Source organism: Limnohabitans sp. (assembly GCF_044361645.1).
Classification (GTDB): Bacteria; Pseudomonadota; Gammaproteobacteria; order Burkholderiales; family Burkholderiaceae_C; genus Limnohabitans_A.
In genome coordinates, this window is sequence record NZ_JBIKIL010000074.1 from 1 (window position 1) to 19,655 (window position 19,655).

Genomic DNA, 19,655 nt, shown 5'->3' on the forward strand with positions numbered 1-19,655 from the left:
TGAGTTTTTTCTGCTGTTCGGTCGGCTCGGTGGTGCCAAGCAACTCGGAGACCCCAATCAGCCCATTGAGCGGTGTGCGGATCTCGTGGCTCATGTTGGCCAAAAACTGGCTTTTGGCTTGGTTGGCTGCATCGGCATGCTCTTTGGCCAACAACAGCTCGGCCGTGCGGGCTTGCACCTCTGACTCCAGTTGCTGGCTGTATTGACCCAAGGCTTTGTCTTTTTGCTCGATCTGGTCGAGCATGCTGTTGAATCCTGTGACCAATCCGCCAATTTCGTCTTGGCTGGAGAGTTGGGCGCGCTGGCTGTAATCGTGCACCGAGGTGATGCGGCGCATCACCTCGGCCAAATCCAGCAAGGGGTGGGTGATGACCGCGATCAACTGCCCCATGAACTGGCGCACCAAGGCGTAGGCCAACCACATGGCCAGCCCGGCCACCAGCAAATTGACCACAATGCCCCACCAAAACGAATCCAGCCGGGTTTGCACCACCACATAGCCGATTTTTTCGCCTTCGAGCACGATGGGCGCACCGATCGCATAACGGTTCCAACTGAGCTGAGACTTTTGCTGGCCCAGCACCATAGCAGCTGGCGGCGCAGGGTCTTTCACCCCATCTGTGCGCATGGGGTAGTGGGCAAAAACAGGCGCGCCTGGGGCACCGGTGTAAATGTCCACCGTTTCCACTTTCTGAATGTGGCGGAAAAATTCCAGTTGCTTTTGGGCCCCCGGGCGGTCGTCAAAACTGACCGCAGCAGCGCTGCTCTCAGCCGCCAATTCGGCCAGGCTTTCGGCCTCGGCTTGGGTGGCGTACAGCGTTTGAGAGGCCTGCCACAAAGTGGTCACCAAGAAAAACAACAACAGCACGCACCAAACGCCCAAGGCCAAAATTTGGTTCAGCTTTTCCCGCAGGGGTGCGCGCAGCAGCTCTTGTTTTTGCCGGTCAAAAAAAGGCAGCATCGGCAATCTTTCTAGCGCACCACGGTGCGGGCCAACTTGAGCATTTGGCTGCTGGCGCGCAAATTGGACCTTTGCAAGTTCAGCAGATTGACCTCGAACTCGACCCGGTCATCGTTGTGCAACAAGCCCAGGTGCGCACCTTGGTCAATCGCTTGCCGGTCGTCGCTGATCACCAAGACCGGGGCATTGCCCAATTGCTTGACCACTTGGGGCAACAAACGGTTGTCGGCTGCGCCCACGAACACCATGCCGCAGTCTTTGAGTTGGTCCATGGCCACATCTTTGCGCACCAAAATTTCGCGCTTTTGAGCGATGCGTCGGTTCAGGCTGAACATGCGGTCGTTCGGGTCGTCTTTACCGACCACACACAAGCGGATGGGCATTTCTTCGGCACCGGGCAATTCGACAAATTTGGCGAAGTTGTACACGTAAGCCGCTTTGATGCGGTCCAGCGTGGGGCCCGTACCTTGGGCGGCAACAGGCAGGGCCAGGCCCAAGCCCAAGGCCGTGGCCAAGCACGACACGAGGGGGCGAGTCACACAGCGGATCACCCGCAGGCCCAGAGCTTTGGGGCCAGTGATGAGGGATTGAAAAGACATGTTCATGTTCATGTCCTTCAAAACCGGGTGACCAACTGCAGCGTCACGCTGCGTTGCACGTCGTAGGCCCGAGACACAGGAAAGCTGCTGATGAACTCGGTGTGTCTATCCTTGAGCAAATTGCGTCCCAGCAAGGACAGCTCGGTTTGTCGCCCCGCCTTCCAGGCCAGCCGCATGTCCAGCCCGGTGTAGGGTGCCAAGCGGGTCATTTTGTCGCTGATTTCCTCCAAATGGCGGGTTTCCGAGTTGTAACGCAAACGCACATTCAGGTTCAAATCGCTGCGCAAACTGAAGTGGTTGACCAAGGAAAACTGGTGGCGTGGCGAAGCGTTGTCAAACACATTGACCAAGATGTCGCCCAAAATATCACCCGAACGCCCCCCCTTGACCCTCAAGTGGCTGTAGGAGGTTTGCAATGTCCACCAAGGTTTGGGGTGCCACTCCAGCGACCATTCACCGCCGTAAGAGCGTGCTGTGTCTTGGTTGCTGTTGTAAGCGTTGATGGTGGTGTAGCAGCTGCCCGGCAGATTTTGTGGGTTGCCAATGCACTGCATCAATGGCCCGATGGACGACATGACAGCGTCCGAGTTGCCCGCCAGACGGGCACCCCGCAAACGGCTGTAGTCGGTCACAAACACCGCCGTGTCAATGCTCAAGAAATTGGAGAATTGCTTGCGCCAACCCGCCTCCAAGCTCAGTGCCTTTTCAGCCACAGGACGCGCATTGGCCAAAGGTGCCACCTGCGTCACGACGGTGACGAAGTTGGGCGGTAGGCCCAACAATGCCAGATTGGGGTCAAGCGCAATCGCGTCTTGCGCCACCGCGTCCACCCGCCCAAAGCTCTCAAAACGGCGCAGCGAACGCGCGCTGTGTGACAAAGCCCCCCAAAACGCCTCGTTGGCGCTGGGTGTGTAAAGCGCCCGCACATTGGGCTGAACGTTGTGGCCCGTGAGGCCATCTTTTTCAAACTTGGAGCCCAAAATCAATTTGAAACGGTCGGGCACCAGGTTGATTTCGTCGTGAATGAAGGCGCTGTAGTTCACGCGGCTGGTTTTGCCCTCGGTCAACACATAAGGCGGTGCCGGCATCGACAAATCGTCGGTGATGTGGCGCAGGTTCAAGCCCCAGATGAGGTCGTGCACCGCACCGCGGCGGCGCTGTTGAAAGTCCAAATCGATTTCGGTCTTAGCGCCTTGCGCTGTTTGCAAACTCGGTGCCTCGCCCACCGGCATGCCAGCGCCCGTGCCCGTGCCCCACAAACCCGTGTGGCTGCTTGTCTCTTGGTCCATAGAGACCTGCAAGGCATTGTCCAAACCTTGCTCGCTTTGCCAGCTGTAACGCGCCTGCACAGCCGCACCCTCGCCTTTTTGTTGCAACTTGGCATCCCGGGCGAAAGATGGCTGCGCGTTGCTTGGAAACGGTCGGTCACTGAAGGCTGGCAAGGACGGAAAGCCCCACACGTCGTTCGAGCGGCTTTGGTAGACCTCGGCTTTGAAACTGAGCAGTCCCTGATCAAGCTGGGGCTCTAGCTTGATGCCCAGACGGTGTTGCCATGCGGTATCTGAACTTTCTTTTCCGGCGGCCCGAGCGGGCACACCGCCCACGCTGTTGCTTTTGCCAAAAACTTTGAAGTAACCGCCTTGCGCTAATCGTCCGCCATGGCTAAGGGATGCTGAGGCACCGCCTCCCGTGGTCGCGGTCAGGCTCAGGGCACCGCCTTGGCTGGCCGCTGCTGAACGGGTGACGATGTTGATCACGCCGTTCATGGCATTGGTGCCCCACAGCGCTGCCCCGGGCCCGCGAATGACCTCAATGCGCTCGATGTCCTCCATGGCGGTGTCTTGGGACTCCCACAACACGCCCGAGAAAATCGGTGAATAGATGCTGCGGCCATCGACCTGAATCAGCAGTTTGTTGGACAAGCGCTCGTTGAAACCCCGCGAACTGACGGCCCAGCGGTCACCCGAGATTTGCGCCACATTCAGACCCGGCACCAAGCGCAGGGCCTCCGGGATCGACTGCGCGCCCGAACGGCGGATCTCTTCAGAGGAGATCACATAGGCGGCGGCGGCCATGTCGGCCACGCGCTGCGCTTTGCGCGACATGGACATGATTCGGTAGTCCACCAACTGCTCCAGCGACATTTCCAAAAACTCTTCGGCCGTGGCCAAAGCGGGGGCGCTGCCAGTCTGGTCTTGGGGCGCGAGGCCGGGGGCTGATGCCGCTGCAGCGGTGGTTGCAGCGGCTGCGCAGACAACTTGGACCGCCAATGCCATCAGCGGCCACCGCATCAAACTCGGCGGTCTGTTCGTGGTTTTTTTCAAGGCTGGGCTCCCTCGTTCCTTGCTTGCCATGGAATTCAATTATTAGATTCTACATTTTTTCTCTTTTAAGGTCCAAAGAAATATTTCAAATCGATAAATCATTGTTTTTAACAAATTCAATCAAAAAATGACTGTGAATCGTGCACAAGGCGGGCCTGTCTTGGGCTGGCACAAGCCAGAACAGGGCACCCGCTAAACTGACTGCATGGAAATGTGGCTCAACGACGTCTTGCACTGGCTGGCTTTGCCTCAATTTGGCTTGAGCACGGTGTTTGTGGTGTCTTTTGTCTCGGCCACCTTGTTGCCCATGGGCTCCGAACCCGCGGTCTTTGGCTTGGTCAAGCTCAACCCAGATTTGTTTTGGGCCGCGATTGCCGTGGCCACAGCGGGCAACACGCTGGGCGGCATGGTGAGCTGGTGGATGGGCTGGGGTGCCCACCATGCGGTGGACAGATGGCGTGACTCCAGCACCCACAGCCGCGCTTTGGCTTGGCTGCAAAAACTAGGGCCCAAGGCGTGTTTGCTCAGTTGGTTGCCCGTGGTGGGTGACCCTTTGTGCGCGGTGGCGGGTTGGCTTCAAATGCCATTTTGGCCTTGCGTTTTGTACATGGCGATCGGCAAATTTTTTCGCTACCTGATCATGACAGCAGGTTTGTTGTGGTTTTTCCCGGCCAATTGGCTGTGAGCTGCCACTGATGAATCTGCCAATCTGCCAATCTGCCAATCTGCCAATCTGCCAATCTGTCAATCTGTCAATCTGTCAATCTGTCAATCTGCCAAATAACCCGCGGAACGGGGCATTGGGCTTGTGGCACCAGGGCATGAACAGCCCGCAAAAGGCTCAGCATGCGCACGGCCTGATGCACCCGCAGGTCCTGTTGCCCATACCCCATGAAAAAACCGCTCTCAAGGAGCGGTTTTTTCATGGGGCACGGGCCGATCAGCTGCTGAACAAGAAATTCATCACATCGCCGTCTTTGACAACGTAATCTTTGCCCTCGGCGCGCATCTTGCCCGCGTCTTTGGCACCTTGTTCGCCCTTGAAGGCCATGAAGTCATCAAAACCGATGGTTTGGGCGCGGATGTAGCCTTTTTCAAAGTCGGTGTGGATCACGCCAGCGGCTTGCGGGCCAGTGTCGCCCACGTGGATGGTCCAGGCGCGCACCTCTTTCACGCCCGCCGTGAAGTAGGTTTGCAAGCCCAGCAGCGTGTAGGCCGCGCGGATCAGGCGGTTCAGGCCGGGCTCAGTCTGGCCCAGCTCCTGCAAAAACTCCAAACGGTCGGCATCGTCCATCTCGGACAGCTCGGCCTCGATCTTGGCGCAAATGGCCACCACGGGCGCGTTTTGCTTGGCAGCGAAGGCCTTGAGCCGGTCCAAAAAGGGGTTGTTTTCAAAACCGTCCTCCGCCACGTTGGCCACAAACATGGCGGGCTTGGCCGTGATCAAGAAAAACTGCTGCAACTGGGCGCGCTCTTCTTTGCTGAAGTCGATGGTGCGCACTGGCTGGGTGTCGTTCAGGGCCAGCTGGCACTTTTCCAGCACGGCCATTTGCTTGACGGCCTCTTTGTCGCCAGACCGAGCGATTTTGCTCACGCGGTGAAGGGCTTTTTCGACCGCCGCCAAATCGGCCAGGCACAGCTCGGTCTGAATCACCTCGATGTCGGCAATCGGGTCCACCTTGTTGGCCACGTGGATGACGTTGTCGTCTTCAAAGCAGCGCACCACGTTGACGATGGCATCGGTCTCGCGGATGTGGGCCAAAAACTTGTTGCCCAAGCCCTCGCCGGTGCTGGCCCCGGCCACCAGACCGGCGATGTCCACAAACTCGACGATGGCGGGCACGATGCGCTCGGGCGCGACGATTTGAGCCAACTGTTGCAAACGCAGGTCGGGCACCTCGACCACGCCAGTGTTGGGTTCTATGGTGCAAAAGGGGTAGTTTTCAGCCGCGATGCCCGCTTTGGTCAGGGCGTTGAAAAGGGTGGATTTGCCCACATTGGGCAAACCCACGATGCCGCATTGGAGGCTCATGAAGGGCTTTCGGTGATTCTGGAAACAACGCGCGATTTTAGCGGCTCCACCCAAGAGCCAGCGGCGACTGCCAGCTGCTGCCATGCGCTGCTGGGACTGTTTTTGTCACCCCAGTCACCCGCTGGGGGCAATCAAGCCAACTTAGCCCCCAACCTCGCCCTGCCCGGCACTCAAAGTCCCCGGCTGCCCCTGACGGTGTGCCGCCTCCTTACAATGCGCGCATGGCTTCTCCCCCTGACATTTGCATCCGTGGCGCTGGCATCGTGGGCCGCAGCTTGGCCTTGTTGTTGGCGCGTGAGCGGCTCAACGTGGCCTTGGTCGATTCACCGGCTTGGCCCTCAAACACCCCCGATGTGCGCGCTTATTCGATCAACCGAGCGGGCATGCAATTGCTGCGCTCCTTGCGCTGCTGGCCCGACAGTGCGGCCGTCACGCCTGTTCAGCGCATGCAAATTTGGGGCGACCACGGCGGCCAGCTCAGCTTTGGGGCCAGTGAACAAGGGGTCGATCAGCTCAACTGGATGGTGGACGTATCGGTGCTGCAAGAGCGCCTGGCCCAAGCGGTGCAGTTTCAACCGCAGATTCAGGTGCTTCAAGCCCCGGTCGCTGCGCCTTTGACCGTGGTGTGCGAAGGCCGCGCCAGCCAGACGCGCGCCGAGCTGGGCGTGGGCTTTGACATCCAACATTACGAGCAGCACGCCATCGCCACCCGACTGCTGTGCGAGCACCCCCACCAAGGCGTGGCGCGCCAATGGTTTGGCTTTGGCCCAGCGGCACAGACGCACGGCGCAAAGGCCGAGGTTTTGGCCTTGCTGCCCATGGGCGGCGAGGGCGGCCGCGAGGTGGCTCTGGTTTGGTCTGTGCATCCTTTGCGGGCGCAGGCGCTGATGGCCATGCCAGCCCCAGTCTTTGCTGGCGCACTGAGCCTGGCCTGCGCGGCGGCCTTGGGCAGCATGCAATTGTCTGCCGACCGTGCCGTGTGGCCACTGCAATTGGCACGGGCTCAAACTTGGATCGGCGCCATGCCAGGCGCGTCCAAACAGTCTTTTGCCTTGGCAGGCGATGCGGCGCACAGCATTCACCCGCTGGCAGGTCAAGGTCTGAATGTGGGCTTGGCCGATGTGGCCGAGTTGGTCCAGGTGATCTGTGCCAAAGAATTTTGGCGGCCCTTGCACGATCAAAAACTGCTGCGCCGCTACGAGCGCGCACGCCAAGCCGATGTGCAGGCCATGGGCTGGGTCACTGACAGTTTGCAGCGCCTGTTTGCCCAGCCCGGCCCGGTCTGGCAAAACCTGCGCAATTGGGGCCTGCGCGGCTTTGACCACAGTGGGCCTTTGAAGCACTGGGTGACGCAACGCGCCATGGGCGCTGGCGGCCCGGGCACCCCATAAGGCCCAACCGCCCTGCCTGGTTGACAATTTCCTCTCAAATCCGAAAGCCTGTCCATGAAGTTCTCTTTCGCCAAACTGGCCCTGTTGCTGGCCATCAGCGCCTTCTCGCTGGGCAACGCGATGGCCCAAGAAGCGGCCATCCGCAAAAACCTGAGTGAGCGCCTGCCCAACTTGCCCAAGATTGACGAGGTGAGCAAAACCCCGATGAACGGCTTGTTTGAGATCCGCATGGGCAATGACGTGATGTACAGCGATGCGTCGGGCAACTTTCTGATTCAGGGCGCGCTCATTGACGTGCAAAAAAAGCGCAACCTGACCGAAGAGCGCCTGGACAAACTCTCGGCCATTGCATTTGACCAATTGCCTCTTAAAACCGCCTTCACCCAAGTGCGCGGCGATGGCAAACGCAAATTGGCCGTGTTTGCAGACCCCAACTGCGGCTACTGCAAGCGCTTTGAAAAAGACCTGCAAAAACTCGACAACGTGACGATTTACCACTTCCTTTACCCCGTGTTGGGTGAGGACTCCAAAAACAAGTCCAAGCATGTCTGGTGCGCCAAAGACAAAGCCAAAGTCTGGAACGACTGGATGATCAACGGCACCACGCCACCGACAGCCAACTGCGACGCCTCGGCCATCGACACCATCGTGGCCTTTGGTCAGAAACACCGCATCACCGGCACCCCCATGCTGTTGTTTGCAGATGGCACACGCGTGCCCGGTGCTGTGCCCATGGCCCAAGTTGAGAAGCTGCTCGCCGACATCAAATGATGCCCATGCCAACACCAGACCCCACATGGCGGCTGATCCGCCTTTTGGGCTACGCAGGCTTGATCCCCTTTGTTTTTTTGACGCTGTGCCTGTGGTTGGTGGGCCCAGAGCTGCACCCCTATGTGGCTTTGTCCATGCAAGCTTACGGCGCGGTGATCGTGTCGTTCTTGGGCGGCATCCATTGGGGCGTGGGCTTTCGCAACGCCTTGATCGCACCGAACGCACCGCGCATCCATTTCACCTGGGGCGTGGTGCCATCTTTGCTGGCCTGGGTGGGGGTGATGATGCCCGCCTTTGCCGGTTTGCCCCTGCTGGGCTTTGTGCTGATCGGCTGCTATGGGGTGGACCGCCGCACCTGGCCGGCCGCTGGCCTGGCCCCCTGGCTGCCCATGCGCTGGCAGCTGACCACCGTGGCCAGCCTGAGCTGCTTTTTGGCGGCAGGTGCGACCTGAGCAGCAGCAGCCAAGACGCGGTTTTTGCAGGCGCCCGGGCCCAAAAAACCCAGCCCATCCATCCAGCCCATCCAACCCAGCCTTGACCCATGACCGCCATCCACTACACCGTTGAAGCCGCCGATCTGCATGCCCATCTGTTTCGGGTGACGCTCACCATCACTGAACCAGCAGCGCAGCAAACCGTGTCGTTGCCGGTGTGGATTCCGGGCAGCTATCTGGTGCGCGAGTTTTCCAAAAACCTGCAAAACCTGAGCGCCAAGCAAGGCCGGCGCAGTTTGCCCACACAGCAGCAAGACAAGTGCAGCTGGACCATCGCTTGCAAGCGCGGACAGCCCTTGGTGCTGAGCTACGAGGTCTATGCTTTTGACAACTCGGTGCGCACCGCTTGGCTGGACAGCCAGCGCGGCTTCTTCAATGGCACGAGTGTGTGCCTGCGGGTGCACGGGCAAGAAGAAAAGCCGCACCAGCTGCAACTGCAAGCCGTGAAAAACCAAGCCAGTTGGCAGGCCGCCACAGGTCTGACGCCGCTTAAAACCGACAAAAAAGGCTTTGGCCTGTACCAAGCCACAAACTACGACGAACTGGTGGACTGCCCGGTGGAAATGGGCACGTTTTGGAGTGGCAGCTTCAGCGCCTGCGGCGTGCCGCACCGCTTTGTGGTGGCCGGCGCGCTGCCCTCGTTGGACGGTGCACGCCTGCTGGCCGACACGCAAAAAATCTGCGAGGCGGCGATTCATTTCTGGCACGGATCGAGCAAGGTGTCGGGCAAGGCAGCGGGCAAAAAAACACCGCACAAGAACTACTTGTTCATGCTTAACGCCGTGCACGACGGCTATGGCGGGCTGGAGCACCGCAACAGCACCGCGTTGATTTACAAGCGCGACGATTTGCCGCGCCACAACGGCCTGTCGGCCAACCGCCGCCAGAGCGAGGGCTACACCACCCTCTTGGGCCTGATCAGCCACGAGTACTTTCACACCTGGAACGTCAAGCAACTGCGCCCCGATGCCTTTGCCCGCTACGACTACACACAAGAAAACTACACCCAGCTGCTGTGGTTCTTTGAAGGCTTCACCAGCTACTACGACGACATCTTGCTGCGCCGCGCCGGGCTGCTGGACGATGCCAGGTACATCGAGCTGCTGGGCAAGACCCTCTTGCAGGTGCAACAAACGCCTGGCCGGCATCTGCAAAGCGTGGCGCAGTCCAGCTTTGATGCCTGGGTCAAGTACTACCGCCAAGACGAAAACACCGTCAACGCCACGGTGAGTTACTACACCAAGGGGGCTTTGGTGGCGCTGTGCCTGGACCTGACGCTGCGCAGCGAATTCAAAACCGAAGGCCACACGCTTGACACCGTGATGCGCGGCCTGTGGAAGCGCTGCAAGGCCGGGCCCATGCGCGAGCAGGACTTGCTGGACGAATTGCAGGCCGTGACCGGCCGCAGCTGGGCGGGCGAGATCCAGCGCTGGGCGCACAGCACGCAAGAGCTGCCGCTGCGCGAGCTGCTCACCGGGCATGGCATCGCGCTGGAGGCCGAGACTTCGGGCATGGCGCAGCGCTTGGGCTTGCGCGTGAGCGAAGCCGCAGGCAGTGTGCAGGTCAAAGTGGTGCTGCGCGGCAGCGCCGCCGAAGCCGCGGGCCTGGCTGCGGGCGACGAATGGCTGGGCCTGGAGGTGGGGTCCAAGGGGCAAGGCGGCGCCTGGCGCCTGGGCAAACTCGATGAGCTGAGCGCCTTGCTGGGCCAAGAGCGCCAATTGACGGCCCTGGTGTCACGCGACAAACGCCTGCTGCGCCTGGCGCTGAACGTGCCTGCGCAAGCGAGCCACTGGCAGCTGCGCGTGCCCAAAGATCGCGCGGGCTATCGGTGGCCTGCCGCCTGAACAACCGGCAAGCATCTCATGCGCCATGTCGGGCCTGAAGGCACCGACCTGCAAGACGCAGCACCCTCACCCATTTCGGGCAGGGTTCACTTGCCGCGCAAGTCCAGCACGCGTTTGGCCTTGCCCTGGCTGCGCTCCACACCGCCCTCGGCTTTGAGCTCAATGGCCACACTGGTGCCAATGAAGACCTTGATGTCGTGCTGCAGCTGCTTGGCTGCCGCACGCGCCTGCTCGCTGTCAGGTGCCACGCCGGGTCTGGTCTCAATCAACACTTTCAAATCGTCCATCGGTCCCTCGCGCGTCAGCACGCACTGGTAGTGCGGGGCCAACTCGGCGCGCTTGAAGATCAACTCTTCGATCTGGCTGGGGAACACGTTCACGCCCCGGATGATCATCATGTCGTCGCTGCGGCCGGTGATCTTTTCCATGCGGCGCATGCTGCGGGCGGTGCCGGGCAGCAAGCGGGTCAGGTCGCGCGTGCGGTAGCGGATGATGGGCAGCGCTTCTTTGGTCAGGCTGGTGAAGACCAACTCGCCCATCTCGCCATCGGCCACGGGTTCGCCGGTCTCGGGGTGGATGATCTCGGGGTAAAAATGGTCCTCCCAAATGGTCGGGCCGTCCTTGGTCTCGATGCACTCGCTGGCCACGCCGGGGCCCATCACCTCGGACAGGCCGTAAATGTCGACCGCGTCCATGTGCATGCGTTTTTCAATCGCCGCCCGCATGTCGTTGGTCCAAGGCTCGGCCCCAAAAATGCCCAGGCGCAAGGAGGTGGTTTGGGGGTCTATGCCTTGGCGCTCGAACTCATCGGCAATCGCCAACATGTAGCTGGGCGTGACCATGATGATGTGGGGCTTGAAGTCTTGGATCAACTGCACCTGGCGCTCGGTCTGGCCGCCACCAAAGGGCACCACGGTGAGGCCCAGTTTCTCCGCGCCGTAGTGCGCGCCCATGCCGCCGGTGAACAGGCCGTAGCCATAGCTCACATGCACCATGTCGCCCGGCTTGGCACCGCCGGCGCGGATGCTGCGGGCCACCACGGTGGACCAGGTGTCGATGTCTTTCAGGGTGTAGCCCACCACGGTGGGTTTGCCGGTGGTGCCACTCGAAGCGTGGATGCGGGCGCATTGTTCACGCGGCACGGCAAACATGCCAAAGGGGTAGCTGTCCCGCAGGTCGGCCTTGGTGGTGAAGGGGAACTTGACGATGTCGGCCAGGCTCTGGCAGTCGCTCGGGTGCACACCGGCCGCGTCGAACTTGGCGCGGTACACCGGCGAGTTGGCATAGGCGTGCTGCAGTGTTTGCTGCAAGCGCTTGAGCTGCAGGCTGCGCAGCTCGTCGATGCTGGCTTTTTCAATGGCTTCCAGGGGAAAGGCGTGTCTCGTCATGTGTGACTCCGAATGGGGGTATCAGTGCAGACAGGCGGCCATCACTCGGGCACCACCGTGCCTTGGATTTGCGCGCTTCTGCCACGGAACAGGGCGATCACCTCGCCGTTTTGGTTGGTGACTTGCATGTCGTAAATGCCGTGGCGGCCGCTCAGCGTTTGCTCCAAACCTTCACAGCTCAGCACATCGCCCAGCTTGCCGGGCTTCAAAAACTCGATGCTGCAGCCCGCCGCCACCGCGTTTTTGTTGTAGCTGTTGCAGGCAAAGGCAAAGGTCGAGTCGGCCAGTGTGAAGATGAAACCGCCGTGGCAGATGTGGTGGCCGTTCAGGTGCCGTGCTTGCACGCGCATGCGCATCAGGGCGCGGCCGGGCTCGCAGGCCAACAGCTCCATGCCCATGGTGTCTTTGGAGGCCACGTCCGCAGCGAACATGGCGTCGCCCACGCGTTGGGCCAGCGATTGGGGGTCGTTCATGGTTTGCTTTGCGTCATTGGCCCGTGAATTGGGGGGCTCGTTTTTGCAGGAAAGCGTTCACGCCTTCGATGTAATCATGTGTTTTGCCCAAGGCCGATTGGGTGTCGCGCTCGGTGTTCAGGTGTGCATCCAGCGATCGGGTGCTGGCGTCGCGCAGCAGGTGGCGCGTGGCCACCAGCGCCTGAGTGGGCATCACGGCCAATTTGTCGGCCAGCGCCAAGGCCGCGGCCACGCAGTCCTCGGCCACGTCCCAAATCAGGCCCCAGTCTTTGGCTTTGTCGGCCATGAGTTTGTCGCCCGTCATGGCCAACGCCAGGGCGCGGGGCAGGCCCAAGCGCTCGACCAGCAACCAGCTGCCGCCCGCATCCGGGACCAGGCCGATCTTGCTGAAAGCCTGCACAAAACTGGCGTTGGGCGCGGCAATCGCGATGTCGCAGGCCATGGCCAGCGATGCGCCTGCACCCGCCGCCACACCGTTCACAGCGCAAATGACCGGCATGCGCAGCGACTGCAATCGGCGTGTGCTGGGGTTGAACGCGTCTTGGATGACCGGGCCGGGATCGGCACGCGCCAGCAGGTCGGGGCCGGGGGTGAAGTCCAGTTCAGACAAATCCAGCCCGGCGCAAAAGCCTCGGCCAGCACCGGTCAGCACCAAGGCGCGCACAGCCGGGTTGGCCTCGGCTTGGTCCAGCGCCGCCCACAGCGCCTGGTGCATGGCGCGGGTGAAACTGTTGAGGGCTTGCGGGCGGTTGAGTGTGACCAGCGCCACAGCGCCTCGCACCTCGTACAACACCGATGGGGGGGTTTCGGTCATGGTTTGTCTCCTGTGCTCAGAAATGTACCATTCACCGACCGCACGGTTGGTGAATTTTTGCTTGAATTTCTCGTTGAATTTTGCCCCTGTATGGGCAGGCCCGCGCTGAGCCCTTGTCCCGTGCCCGACTTGACAGCGCGCAAGCGGCCCCGGTGGTTATAGTGGGCGCAGAATTTAACCCCTTTTTGGAGAAGCGCTTGAGCTACGAGAACATCCAAGTCCGCACCGAAGGCGGCCAAGTCGGCATCATCACCCTGCACCGCCCCAAAGCCCTGAATGCGCTGAACGGCGCGCTGATGGACGAGCTGGGCCTGGCCCTCAAGGCCTTTGACGCCGACACATCGATTGGCTGCATCGTCATCACCGGCAGTGAAAAAGCCTTTGCGGCCGGCGCGGACATCGCGGCCATGGCGCAATTCAATTTCCATGAGGTCTACAAAAACGACTTCATCACCCGCAATTGGGAAACCATCCGCAGCATCCGCAAACCCGTGATTGCCGCCGTGAGCGGCTTTGCCTTGGGCGGCGGCTGCGAGTTGGCCATGATGTGCGACTTCATCATCGCCGCCGACAACGCCAAGTTCGGTCAGCCCGAAATCAAAATCGGCATCATCCCCGGCGCAGGCGGCACCCAGCGCCTGCCCCGCGCCATCGGCAAGTCCAAGGCCATGGACTTGGTGCTGACAGGCCGCATGATGGACGCGGCCGAGGCCGAGCGCGGCGGCTTGGTCAGCCGCGTGGTGCCGCTGGACAAGTTGATGGACGAAACCCTGGGCGCGGCCTTGATGATTTGCGGCTACGGTCAACTGGCCACCATGGCGGCCAAGGAGAGCGTGAACCGCGCCTTTGAAAGCGGCCTCTCGGACGGCGTGATGTTTGAGCGCCGCCTGTTCCACAGCCTGTTTGCCACGGCCGACCAAAAAGAGGGCATGGACGCGTTTTTGAACAAACGGCCAGCCAAGTTCATCCACGGTTAACAGGCAAGGGGGGTTGGGCGTGCCACCGGCCGCCAAAGCCCAAGGAACTCGGACTGCAGGGGCCCGGTGCGCTCAATGGTTTGAGCAGGCTCAAGGCAACAGCTCAGGCTGCCAAACCAAGCGCTCACTGGCGCTGTAACACAAAAACCGCTTGTGGGTGGCGCGGCCAATGGTGCACAAGCCCAAGCGCTCGGCCAAATCCAAGCCCATTTGCGTGATGCCGCTGCGCGAGACCACGACGGGCACGCCCATTTGCGCGGACTTGATCACCATCTCACTGGTGAGCCTGCCTGTGGTGTAAAAGACCTTGTCTTGGCCATCCATGTCGTTCATCCACATCCACCCCGCGATGGTGTCGACCGCATTGTGACGACCCACATCCTCCACAAACATGAGCATGTTTTCGCCCTGAAACAGGGCACAACCATGCACCGAGCCTGACGATTTGTAGGTGGTTTCTTGCAAGCGGATGGCGTTCACCAGCCCATACAACTGGCTTTGTGTGATTTGCGCAGACGGTAAAACAATGTCATCGATGGAGGCCATCAAATCACCAAATACGCTGCCTTGCCCGCAACCGGTGGTGACCACACGGTCTGCGCTGCGCTGCGCCAAGACTTGGGCGTGGGCGCGGGTTTTCACGGCGGCAACGCCCGGTTCGCCCAACTCGCCCTCCCCCACGGTCCAATCGACGGTGATGGATTCCAACTGGTCCACCGAGTCAATCAGCCTTTGGTTGCGCAAGAAACCCAGCACCAACCACTCAGGCTCAGCGCCCAAAGTCATCAAGGTCACCAGCTCTTTTTTGTCCAAATAAATCGTCAAGGCCCTTTCGGCGGGGATCGATGTTTCAGCCTGTGCACCGAACTCGTTGCGAACTTGGACCTTGCGCGTCAAGGGCGCGCGCGCTTGGGTGATGAGCGGCTTGGGCCAGCCAGAGATGGGGACAGGTGCGTTCACAACGGCAGACATGGAATGGGCTTAAGGTCAAAAATCCCCCGCCGTTGCCGACGGGGGATTTCGCAGTGGGGTGCAAAGGAAAAGGATCAGCCTTTTTTGGCCGGTGCAGGGCTGGGCTGGGCAGCAGCAGGGGCAGCGGGCGCAGGGGCAGCCGTCACGGCCGGTGCTGCGTAGGCACCCGGATCAATGCAGGCAGGCGTGGCCACGGGCGCCGTCTGGGCCTGGCCTTCGGTCTTGAAATAGTGTGCCGCCACTTTTTCACGTGACTTGCACAACTGGAAATCGGCCACTTTGTTGCCATGGGCCGCCTTGGCAGCAGCCTCAGCGGCTTTGGCCTTGGCCTCTTCCGAGGGCGCTGGCAGCTTGGCAGATGCGCCCCATGCGATGGCCAAGGCGGACAAAACGAGCAGGGTTTTTTTCATGTGTTGTCTCCGGTTTCAAGCCGCAGCGGTGCTGGCTTTGCCTGTTGTTGCCGCATTTTGAACACCAGTGCGCTGCACTGGAATCTTGCCCGACTTGACATCGTCGTACCACAACGCATGGTGCTCTTTGGCCCAGGTTTCGTCCACATAACCGTGGCGCATGGCTTTGTAGGCGCCGCGCATGCCGATGGTGCCCATGTAGATGTGCCCGATGAACATGGCCATCATGAGCAATGACGCCACGCCATGCAGCATGTTGGCAATTTGCATGGTGGCGCGCTCATAAATCAGCCCGGGCACCAACATGTTGAGCACCAAACCAGAACCCACCACGATCAGCCCCAAGAAAAGCACACCGCCCCAGAAGACCACCTTTTCACCTGCATTGAAGCGGTGCGAAGGCACCTCTGTGCCTGAAAACAGTCCACCCCCTTTGAGCAACCAAACCATGTCGTCTTTGCTGGGCATATTGTCTTTGACAAAGGTGAAAAAAATCACCGCCAGAGAGACTGCGAACAAGGGCCCTGCAAAGTTGTGCACGTTTTTCAATGCATAGCTCAACCAACCAAACAAATTGCCGCCCAAAATGGGCAACAAAAAGTATTTGCCATAGGCCATCACAATGCCCGAGATGGCCAAGACACAGAACGCGATGGCATTGCTCCAGTGCGCTGAGCGCTCAAATGCAGTGAAGCGCTCGATCTTGCGGCCAGTCTCTTGGCCGTGCAATTCGATTGTGCCTTTGCTGAAATAGAACAAAGCCATCGCGCCAAGCGCGATGAGCAGCAAAGCCGCACCGTAGGGAATGACGATGTTGTTGCGCACTTGACGCCAGGCCTCGCCAGCGGTAGTCCAACGCGAACCGGGGTATTGCACAAAGGGCTGAATCAGGTTGCCCGCCTCAGGAGCTTGGCTCTTGGGCAAACTGGTGGTGCCGGTGACCCCTTGGCCCACTGCGCGCCACATGGGTGCGTTGTTGCCCGGCTGCACTTGCGCGCGCTCGGCATTGGTTTGATTTTTGTAATTGGGGTCGGCCTCGGCATCGGGCCCAATTTGAAAAATGTTGGCGCTTTTCACGCCCAGTGCGGTGTTGCTGGTGTCGGCTGCTGGCGGTGTTTGGGCACTCAGGCCCCAGCTGACCAATACCAACCCCATGCTGACTAAAAAGCGGCGCATGAACTTCTCCTTGTCGCTTATTGGGGCGAGCGGGCGTGGTCGTTTTGGCCATAGCTGGCACGCGCTTTGAGGTGATTGGCCCAACTGGCCCGGTCACCAGGCGTCCAACCCGGGTCGGTGAACACCTTGACGCCGGTGCCTGCCACGACCGATTGATCGGTGATGGCGCCCAAGGTTTTTTGATCGCTTTCACCGCAAGCGGCCAAGAGCCAAATGCTGCTGAACACAAGCGCTGTTTTGATGAACATGGTCAGGCCCCCTTGGCTTGGTTGCCGTACGCAGTTCCCCAGCCCCAGACTTCTGCGCCTTTGCCGCGTTGCACCACTCGGCCGCGCAGGATGTCGGCCACCACGTCACCATCGCCCGCGAGCAGTGCCTTGGTCGAACACATTTCGGCGCACGCAGGCAGCTTGCCTTCGGCCAAACGGTTGCGGCCGTATTTGTCGAACTCGGCCTGGCTGCCGTGCTCTTCCGGGCCGCCGGCGCAAAACGTGCATTTGTCCATCTTGCCACGCAAGCCAAAAGTGCCGCTGGACGGAAATTGCGGTGCGCCAAACGGACAGGCATAAGAGCAGTAGCCGCAGCCAATGCAGATGTCCTTGTCGTGCAGCACCACGCCTTCTTCGGTTTTGTAAAAACAGTTGACGGGACAAACGGCCATGCAGGGGGCATCCGAGCAGTGCATGCACGCCACCGAGATGGATTTTTCACCCGGAACGCCGTCGTTCAAAGTGACCACGCGGCGACGGTTCACGCCCCACGGCACTTCGTGCTCGTTTTTGCATGCGGTGACGCAGCCGTTGCACTCGATGCAGCGCTCTGCGTCGCAAATAAATTTCATTCGTGCCATCGTGTTCTCCTGGAGCGCTTAGGCTTTTTCGATGTTGCAGATGGTGGATTTGGTCTCTTGCATCATGGTCACGCTGTCGTAACCATAGGTGGTGGCGGTGTTGACCGCCTCGCCGCGCACGATGGGCGCGGCCCCTTTCGGGTAGTGCGCCAGCATGTCCGCACCTTGCCAATGACCCGAGAAGTGGAAAGGCAAAAACACCGTATCGGGTGCCACGCGCTCGGTCACCATGGCCTGCACATTGATGCGCGCGCCAGTTGGCGATGTCACCCAAGCGCGCTCGCCGTTGCGAATGCCGCGGTCGGCCGCCGCTTTGGGGTTGATCTCAACGAACATCTCTTGCTGCAATTCGGCCAGCCAAGGGTTGGAGCGGGTTTCCTCGCCGCCACCTTCGTATTCGACCAAACGGCCAGAGGTCATGATGAGTGGGAATTTCTCATGCATTTTGTCGGCGATGTTCTTGTCCTGAACGGTCTTGTACAAGGTGGGCAAGCGCCAGTGGCTCTTGCGGTCGTCGTGGGTTGGGTACTTGGCCATCAAGTCTGCACGGGTGCCGTACAAAGGCTCACGGTGCTGCGGTATGGGATCAGGGAAGTTCCAGACCACTGCACGTGCTTTGGCATTGCCAAAGGGGTGGCAGCCATGCTTCATGAACACGCGCATCATGCCGCCCGACGAATCGGTTTTCCAGTTCTTGCCTTCGGCTTTGGCTTTTTCAGCCTCAGTCAACTCATCCCACCAGCCCAATTTTTTCAGCAAAATGTGGTCGAGCTCAGGATAGCCGGTGGTGATGTCAGCGCCCACCGAGTGAGAACCGTCCTCAGCCAGCAAACTGACGCCATCACGCTCAACGCCAAAATTGGCACGGAAGTTACCACCGCCGTCCATGACGTGTTTGGAGGTGTCGTACAGGTTGGGTGAACCCGGGTGCTTGAGCTCGGGGGTGCCATAGCAAGGCCAAGGCAAACCGAAATAGTCACCGGTGAAGTCGTAACCGGTTTCCTTGTCTTTGCCGCCTTTGGCTTTCAAGGTTTTCACATCGAACACATGCATGTTCTTCATGTGGGCCTTCAGGCGCTCAGGGCTTTGGCCGGTGTAGCCAATGGTCCACACGCACTTGTTGATTTCGCGCAAGATGTCTTCGGGCATGGGTTCGTCCATGCCACCGACTTTTTGCATTTGGTAGTTTTTGGACAGCTCTTTGGCAAAGCCTAATTTTTCAGCCAGCTGGTGCATGATCATGTGGTCTGAACGGCTCTCCCACAAAGGTTCAATGACTTTTTCACGCCATTGCAAAGAGCGGTTGGACGCGGTGCAAGAACCACTGGTTTCAAACTGGGTGGCGGCGGGCAGCAAGTAAACCGCGCGCTTGGGGTTGAGCTCATCGGCTTTGCCGGGCATCGCCGCCATGGCTGCAGTGGCCGACGGGTAAGGGTCGACCACCACCAACAAATCGAGCTTGTCCATGGCACGCTTCATGTCCAAACCACGGGTTTGGGAGTTGGGGGCATGGCCCCAAAAGAACACACCGCGCAGGTTGCTGTCTTGGTCGATCAGCTCGTTGTTTTCCAAAACGCCATCGATCCAGCGCGACACCGTGATGCCGCTTTTGCCCATCATGGCGGGCGTGGCGTATTGTTTTTTGATCCACTCAAAGTCCACGCCCCAAGTGCTCGCAAAATGCTTCCAAGAGCCTTCTGCCAAGCCGTAGTAACCCGGCAAGGAGTCAGGGTTAGGACCGACATCGGTGGCACCTTGGACATTGTCATGGCCACGGAAAATATTGGTGCCGCCCCCCGATTTGCCCACATTGCCCAAAACCAATTGCAAAATGCAAGAGGCACGCACCATGGCATTGCCAATGGTGTGCTGCGTTTGGCCCATGCACCAAACGATGGTGCCCGGGTTGTTCTCGTGCAGCATCTTGGCGATTTTGAAGACTTGTTCTTCTTTGACGCCGCAAGCCTCTTCGACCTTGTCGGGTGTCCACTTGGCCATCACGTCGGCTTTGACGGCCTCCATGCCGTAGACACGGTCGTTGATGTACTTTTTATCTTCCCAGCCGTTTTTGAAGATGTGATAGACCAAACCGAACAGGAAAGGGATGTCGGTGCCCGAGCGGATGCGCACGAACTCGTCGGCTCTGGCAGCGGTGCGCGTGAAACGGGGATCGACCACG

General features: G+C 59.9%; 20 protein-coding genes. 6 read left to right on the forward strand and 14 right to left on the reverse strand.

What is annotated here, in order from left to right; all coding sequences use genetic code 11:
• From ACIQ39_RS12300 to ACIQ39_RS12310, 3 genes are all read right to left on the reverse strand, one after another.
• On the reverse strand, window positions 1-961 hold a 961-nt coding region (locus ACIQ39_RS12300), incomplete at its 3' end, for a histidine kinase dimerization/phospho-acceptor domain-containing protein (protein WP_396434894.1).
• Between the two features lie 11 nt (window positions 962-972).
• On the reverse strand, window positions 973-1,566 hold the full coding sequence (locus tag ACIQ39_RS12305) for a YfiR family protein (RefSeq protein ID WP_396434895.1): 594 nt from the start codon (window positions 1,564-1,566) through the stop codon (window positions 973-975).
• A gap of 11 nt (window positions 1,567-1,577) precedes the next feature.
• Window positions 1,578-3,884 carry a TonB-dependent receptor plug domain-containing protein gene (locus ACIQ39_RS12310; RefSeq protein ID WP_396434896.1) on the reverse strand — a complete coding sequence of 769 codons (2,307 nt, stop codon included), beginning with the start codon at window positions 3,882-3,884 and terminating at the stop codon, window positions 1,578-1,580.
• A gap of 205 nt (window positions 3,885-4,089) precedes the next feature.
• Between ACIQ39_RS12310 and ACIQ39_RS12315 the strand changes: the two genes are divergently transcribed.
• Window positions 4,090-4,569, forward strand: a complete 480-nt coding sequence (locus ACIQ39_RS12315) for a YqaA family protein (RefSeq protein WP_396434897.1) — start codon at window positions 4,090-4,092, stop codon at window positions 4,567-4,569.
• Window positions 4,570-4,636: 67 nt separating this feature from the next.
• Here ACIQ39_RS12315 and ACIQ39_RS12320 read toward each other — a convergent pair whose 3' ends face one another.
• Both ACIQ39_RS12320 and ychF read right to left on the reverse strand, forming a co-directional pair.
• On the reverse strand, window positions 4,637-4,810 hold the full coding sequence (locus ACIQ39_RS12320) for a hypothetical protein (protein ID WP_396434898.1): 174 nt from the start codon (window positions 4,808-4,810) through the stop codon (window positions 4,637-4,639).
• A gap of 14 nt (window positions 4,811-4,824) precedes the next feature.
• Window positions 4,825-5,916: a redox-regulated ATPase YchF gene (gene ychF, locus ACIQ39_RS12325; RefSeq protein WP_396434899.1), complete on the reverse strand. Its 1,092-nt coding sequence runs from the start codon at window positions 5,914-5,916 to the stop codon at window positions 4,825-4,827.
• 221 nt (window positions 5,917-6,137) lie between these two features.
• Between ychF and ACIQ39_RS12330 the strand changes: the two genes are divergently transcribed.
• The 4 genes from ACIQ39_RS12330 (at window position 6,138) to ACIQ39_RS12345 (ending at window position 10,416) form a co-directional block, all read left to right on the forward strand.
• Entirely contained in the window at window positions 6,138-7,307 is a 1,170-nt protein-coding gene (locus ACIQ39_RS12330; RefSeq protein ID WP_396434900.1) for an FAD-dependent monooxygenase, read from the forward strand.
• A gap of 54 nt (window positions 7,308-7,361) precedes the next feature.
• Complete coding sequence (locus ACIQ39_RS12335) at window positions 7,362-8,078, forward strand: DsbC family protein (RefSeq protein ID WP_396434901.1); 717 nt, start codon at window positions 7,362-7,364, stop codon at window positions 8,076-8,078.
• On the forward strand, window positions 8,075-8,530 hold the full coding sequence (locus ACIQ39_RS12340) for a DUF3429 domain-containing protein (protein ID WP_396434902.1): 456 nt from the start codon (window positions 8,075-8,077) through the stop codon (window positions 8,528-8,530). Before ACIQ39_RS12335 ends, ACIQ39_RS12340 begins: the two co-directional genes overlap by 4 nt.
• 89 nt (window positions 8,531-8,619) lie before the next feature.
• Window positions 8,620-10,416: a M61 family metallopeptidase gene (locus ACIQ39_RS12345; protein WP_396434903.1), complete on the forward strand. Its 1,797-nt coding sequence runs from the start codon at window positions 8,620-8,622 to the stop codon at window positions 10,414-10,416.
• 86 nt (window positions 10,417-10,502) lie between these two features.
• Here ACIQ39_RS12345 and paaK read toward each other — a convergent pair whose 3' ends face one another.
• From paaK to ACIQ39_RS12360, 3 genes are read right to left on the reverse strand one after another with little or no spacing between them, the layout of a single operon-like run.
• Window positions 10,503-11,804: a phenylacetate--CoA ligase PaaK gene (paaK, locus tag ACIQ39_RS12350; RefSeq protein ID WP_396434904.1), complete on the reverse strand. Its 1,302-nt coding sequence runs from the start codon at window positions 11,802-11,804 to the stop codon at window positions 10,503-10,505.
• 41 nt (window positions 11,805-11,845) lie between these two features.
• Complete coding sequence (gene paaI, locus ACIQ39_RS12355) at window positions 11,846-12,277, reverse strand: hydroxyphenylacetyl-CoA thioesterase PaaI (RefSeq protein ID WP_396434905.1); 432 nt, start codon at window positions 12,275-12,277, stop codon at window positions 11,846-11,848.
• A gap of 13 nt (window positions 12,278-12,290) precedes the next feature.
• A complete protein-coding gene (locus ACIQ39_RS12360; protein WP_396434906.1) occupies window positions 12,291-13,091 on the reverse strand; it encodes an enoyl-CoA hydratase-related protein in 801 nt (266 codons plus the stop codon).
• 197 nt (window positions 13,092-13,288) lie between these two features.
• On the opposite strand from ACIQ39_RS12360, the gene ACIQ39_RS12365 reads away from it, so the two are divergent.
• Window positions 13,289-14,068, forward strand: a complete 780-nt coding sequence (locus ACIQ39_RS12365) for an enoyl-CoA hydratase (protein ID WP_396434907.1) — start codon at window positions 13,289-13,291, stop codon at window positions 14,066-14,068.
• A gap of 90 nt (window positions 14,069-14,158) precedes the next feature.
• Here ACIQ39_RS12365 and ACIQ39_RS12370 read toward each other — a convergent pair whose 3' ends face one another.
• From ACIQ39_RS12370 to ACIQ39_RS12395, 6 genes are all read right to left on the reverse strand, one after another.
• Complete coding sequence (locus ACIQ39_RS12370; protein WP_396434908.1) at window positions 14,159-15,040, reverse strand: formate dehydrogenase accessory sulfurtransferase FdhD; 882 nt, start codon at window positions 15,038-15,040, stop codon at window positions 14,159-14,161.
• Between the two features lie 74 nt (window positions 15,041-15,114).
• Complete coding sequence (locus ACIQ39_RS12375) at window positions 15,115-15,450, reverse strand: hypothetical protein (RefSeq protein WP_396434909.1); 336 nt, start codon at window positions 15,448-15,450, stop codon at window positions 15,115-15,117.
• Between the two features lie 15 nt (window positions 15,451-15,465).
• The gene (locus tag ACIQ39_RS12380) at window positions 15,466-16,626 is read right to left on the reverse strand and encodes a formate dehydrogenase subunit gamma (protein WP_396434910.1); all 1,161 of its coding nucleotides are present in this window, start codon (window positions 16,624-16,626) and stop codon (window positions 15,466-15,468) included.
• 17 nt (window positions 16,627-16,643) lie between these two features.
• Window positions 16,644-16,874, reverse strand: coding sequence for a hypothetical protein (locus ACIQ39_RS12385; RefSeq protein WP_396434911.1), 231 nt, complete (start codon window positions 16,872-16,874; stop codon window positions 16,644-16,646).
• 2 nt (window positions 16,875-16,876) lie between these two features.
• Window positions 16,877-17,476, reverse strand: a complete 600-nt coding sequence (fdh3B, locus tag ACIQ39_RS12390; protein ID WP_396434912.1) for a formate dehydrogenase FDH3 subunit beta — start codon at window positions 17,474-17,476, stop codon at window positions 16,877-16,879.
• 18 nt (window positions 17,477-17,494) lie between these two features.
• A partial coding sequence (locus ACIQ39_RS12395; RefSeq protein ID WP_396434913.1) for a formate dehydrogenase subunit alpha occupies window positions 17,495-19,655 on the reverse strand: 2,161 nt, incomplete at its 5' end.

Bases quoted from the DNA above. Each gene is read 5' to 3' on its own strand.
- ACIQ39_RS12305 (WP_396434895.1), bottom strand. From the start codon at position 1,566: ATGAACATGTCTTTTCAATCCCTCATCACTGGCCCCAAAGCTCTGGGC.
- ACIQ39_RS12315 (WP_396434897.1), top strand. From the start codon at position 4,090: ATGGAAATGTGGCTCAACGACGTCTTGCACTGGCTGGCTTTGCCTCAA.
- ACIQ39_RS12320 (WP_396434898.1), bottom strand. From the start codon at position 4,810: ATGAAAAAACCGCTCCTTGAGAGCGGTTTTTTCATGGGGTATGGGCAA.
- ychF (WP_396434899.1), bottom strand. From the start codon at position 5,916: ATGAGCCTCCAATGCGGCATCGTGGGTTTGCCCAATGTGGGCAAATCC.
- ACIQ39_RS12330 (WP_396434900.1), top strand. From the start codon at position 6,138: ATGGCTTCTCCCCCTGACATTTGCATCCGTGGCGCTGGCATCGTGGGC.
- ACIQ39_RS12335 (WP_396434901.1), top strand. From the start codon at position 7,362: ATGAAGTTCTCTTTCGCCAAACTGGCCCTGTTGCTGGCCATCAGCGCC.
- ACIQ39_RS12340 (WP_396434902.1), top strand. From the start codon at position 8,075: ATGATGCCCATGCCAACACCAGACCCCACATGGCGGCTGATCCGCCTT.
- ACIQ39_RS12345 (WP_396434903.1), top strand. From the start codon at position 8,620: ATGACCGCCATCCACTACACCGTTGAAGCCGCCGATCTGCATGCCCAT.
- paaK (WP_396434904.1), bottom strand. From the start codon at position 11,804: ATGACGAGACACGCCTTTCCCCTGGAAGCCATTGAAAAAGCCAGCATC.
- paaI (WP_396434905.1), bottom strand. From the start codon at position 12,277: ATGAACGACCCCCAATCGCTGGCCCAACGCGTGGGCGACGCCATGTTC.
- ACIQ39_RS12360 (WP_396434906.1), bottom strand. From the start codon at position 13,091: ATGACCGAAACCCCCCCATCGGTGTTGTACGAGGTGCGAGGCGCTGTG.
- ACIQ39_RS12370 (WP_396434908.1), bottom strand. From the start codon at position 15,040: ATGTCTGCCGTTGTGAACGCACCTGTCCCCATCTCTGGCTGGCCCAAG.
- ACIQ39_RS12375 (WP_396434909.1), bottom strand. From the start codon at position 15,450: ATGAAAAAAACCCTGCTCGTTTTGTCCGCCTTGGCCATCGCATGGGGC.
- ACIQ39_RS12380 (WP_396434910.1), bottom strand. From the start codon at position 16,626: ATGCGCCGCTTTTTAGTCAGCATGGGGTTGGTATTGGTCAGCTGGGGC.
- ACIQ39_RS12385 (WP_396434911.1), bottom strand. From the start codon at position 16,874: ATGTTCATCAAAACAGCGCTTGTGTTCAGCAGCATTTGGCTCTTGGCC.
- fdh3B (WP_396434912.1), bottom strand. From the start codon at position 17,476: ATGGCACGAATGAAATTTATTTGCGACGCAGAGCGCTGCATCGAGTGC.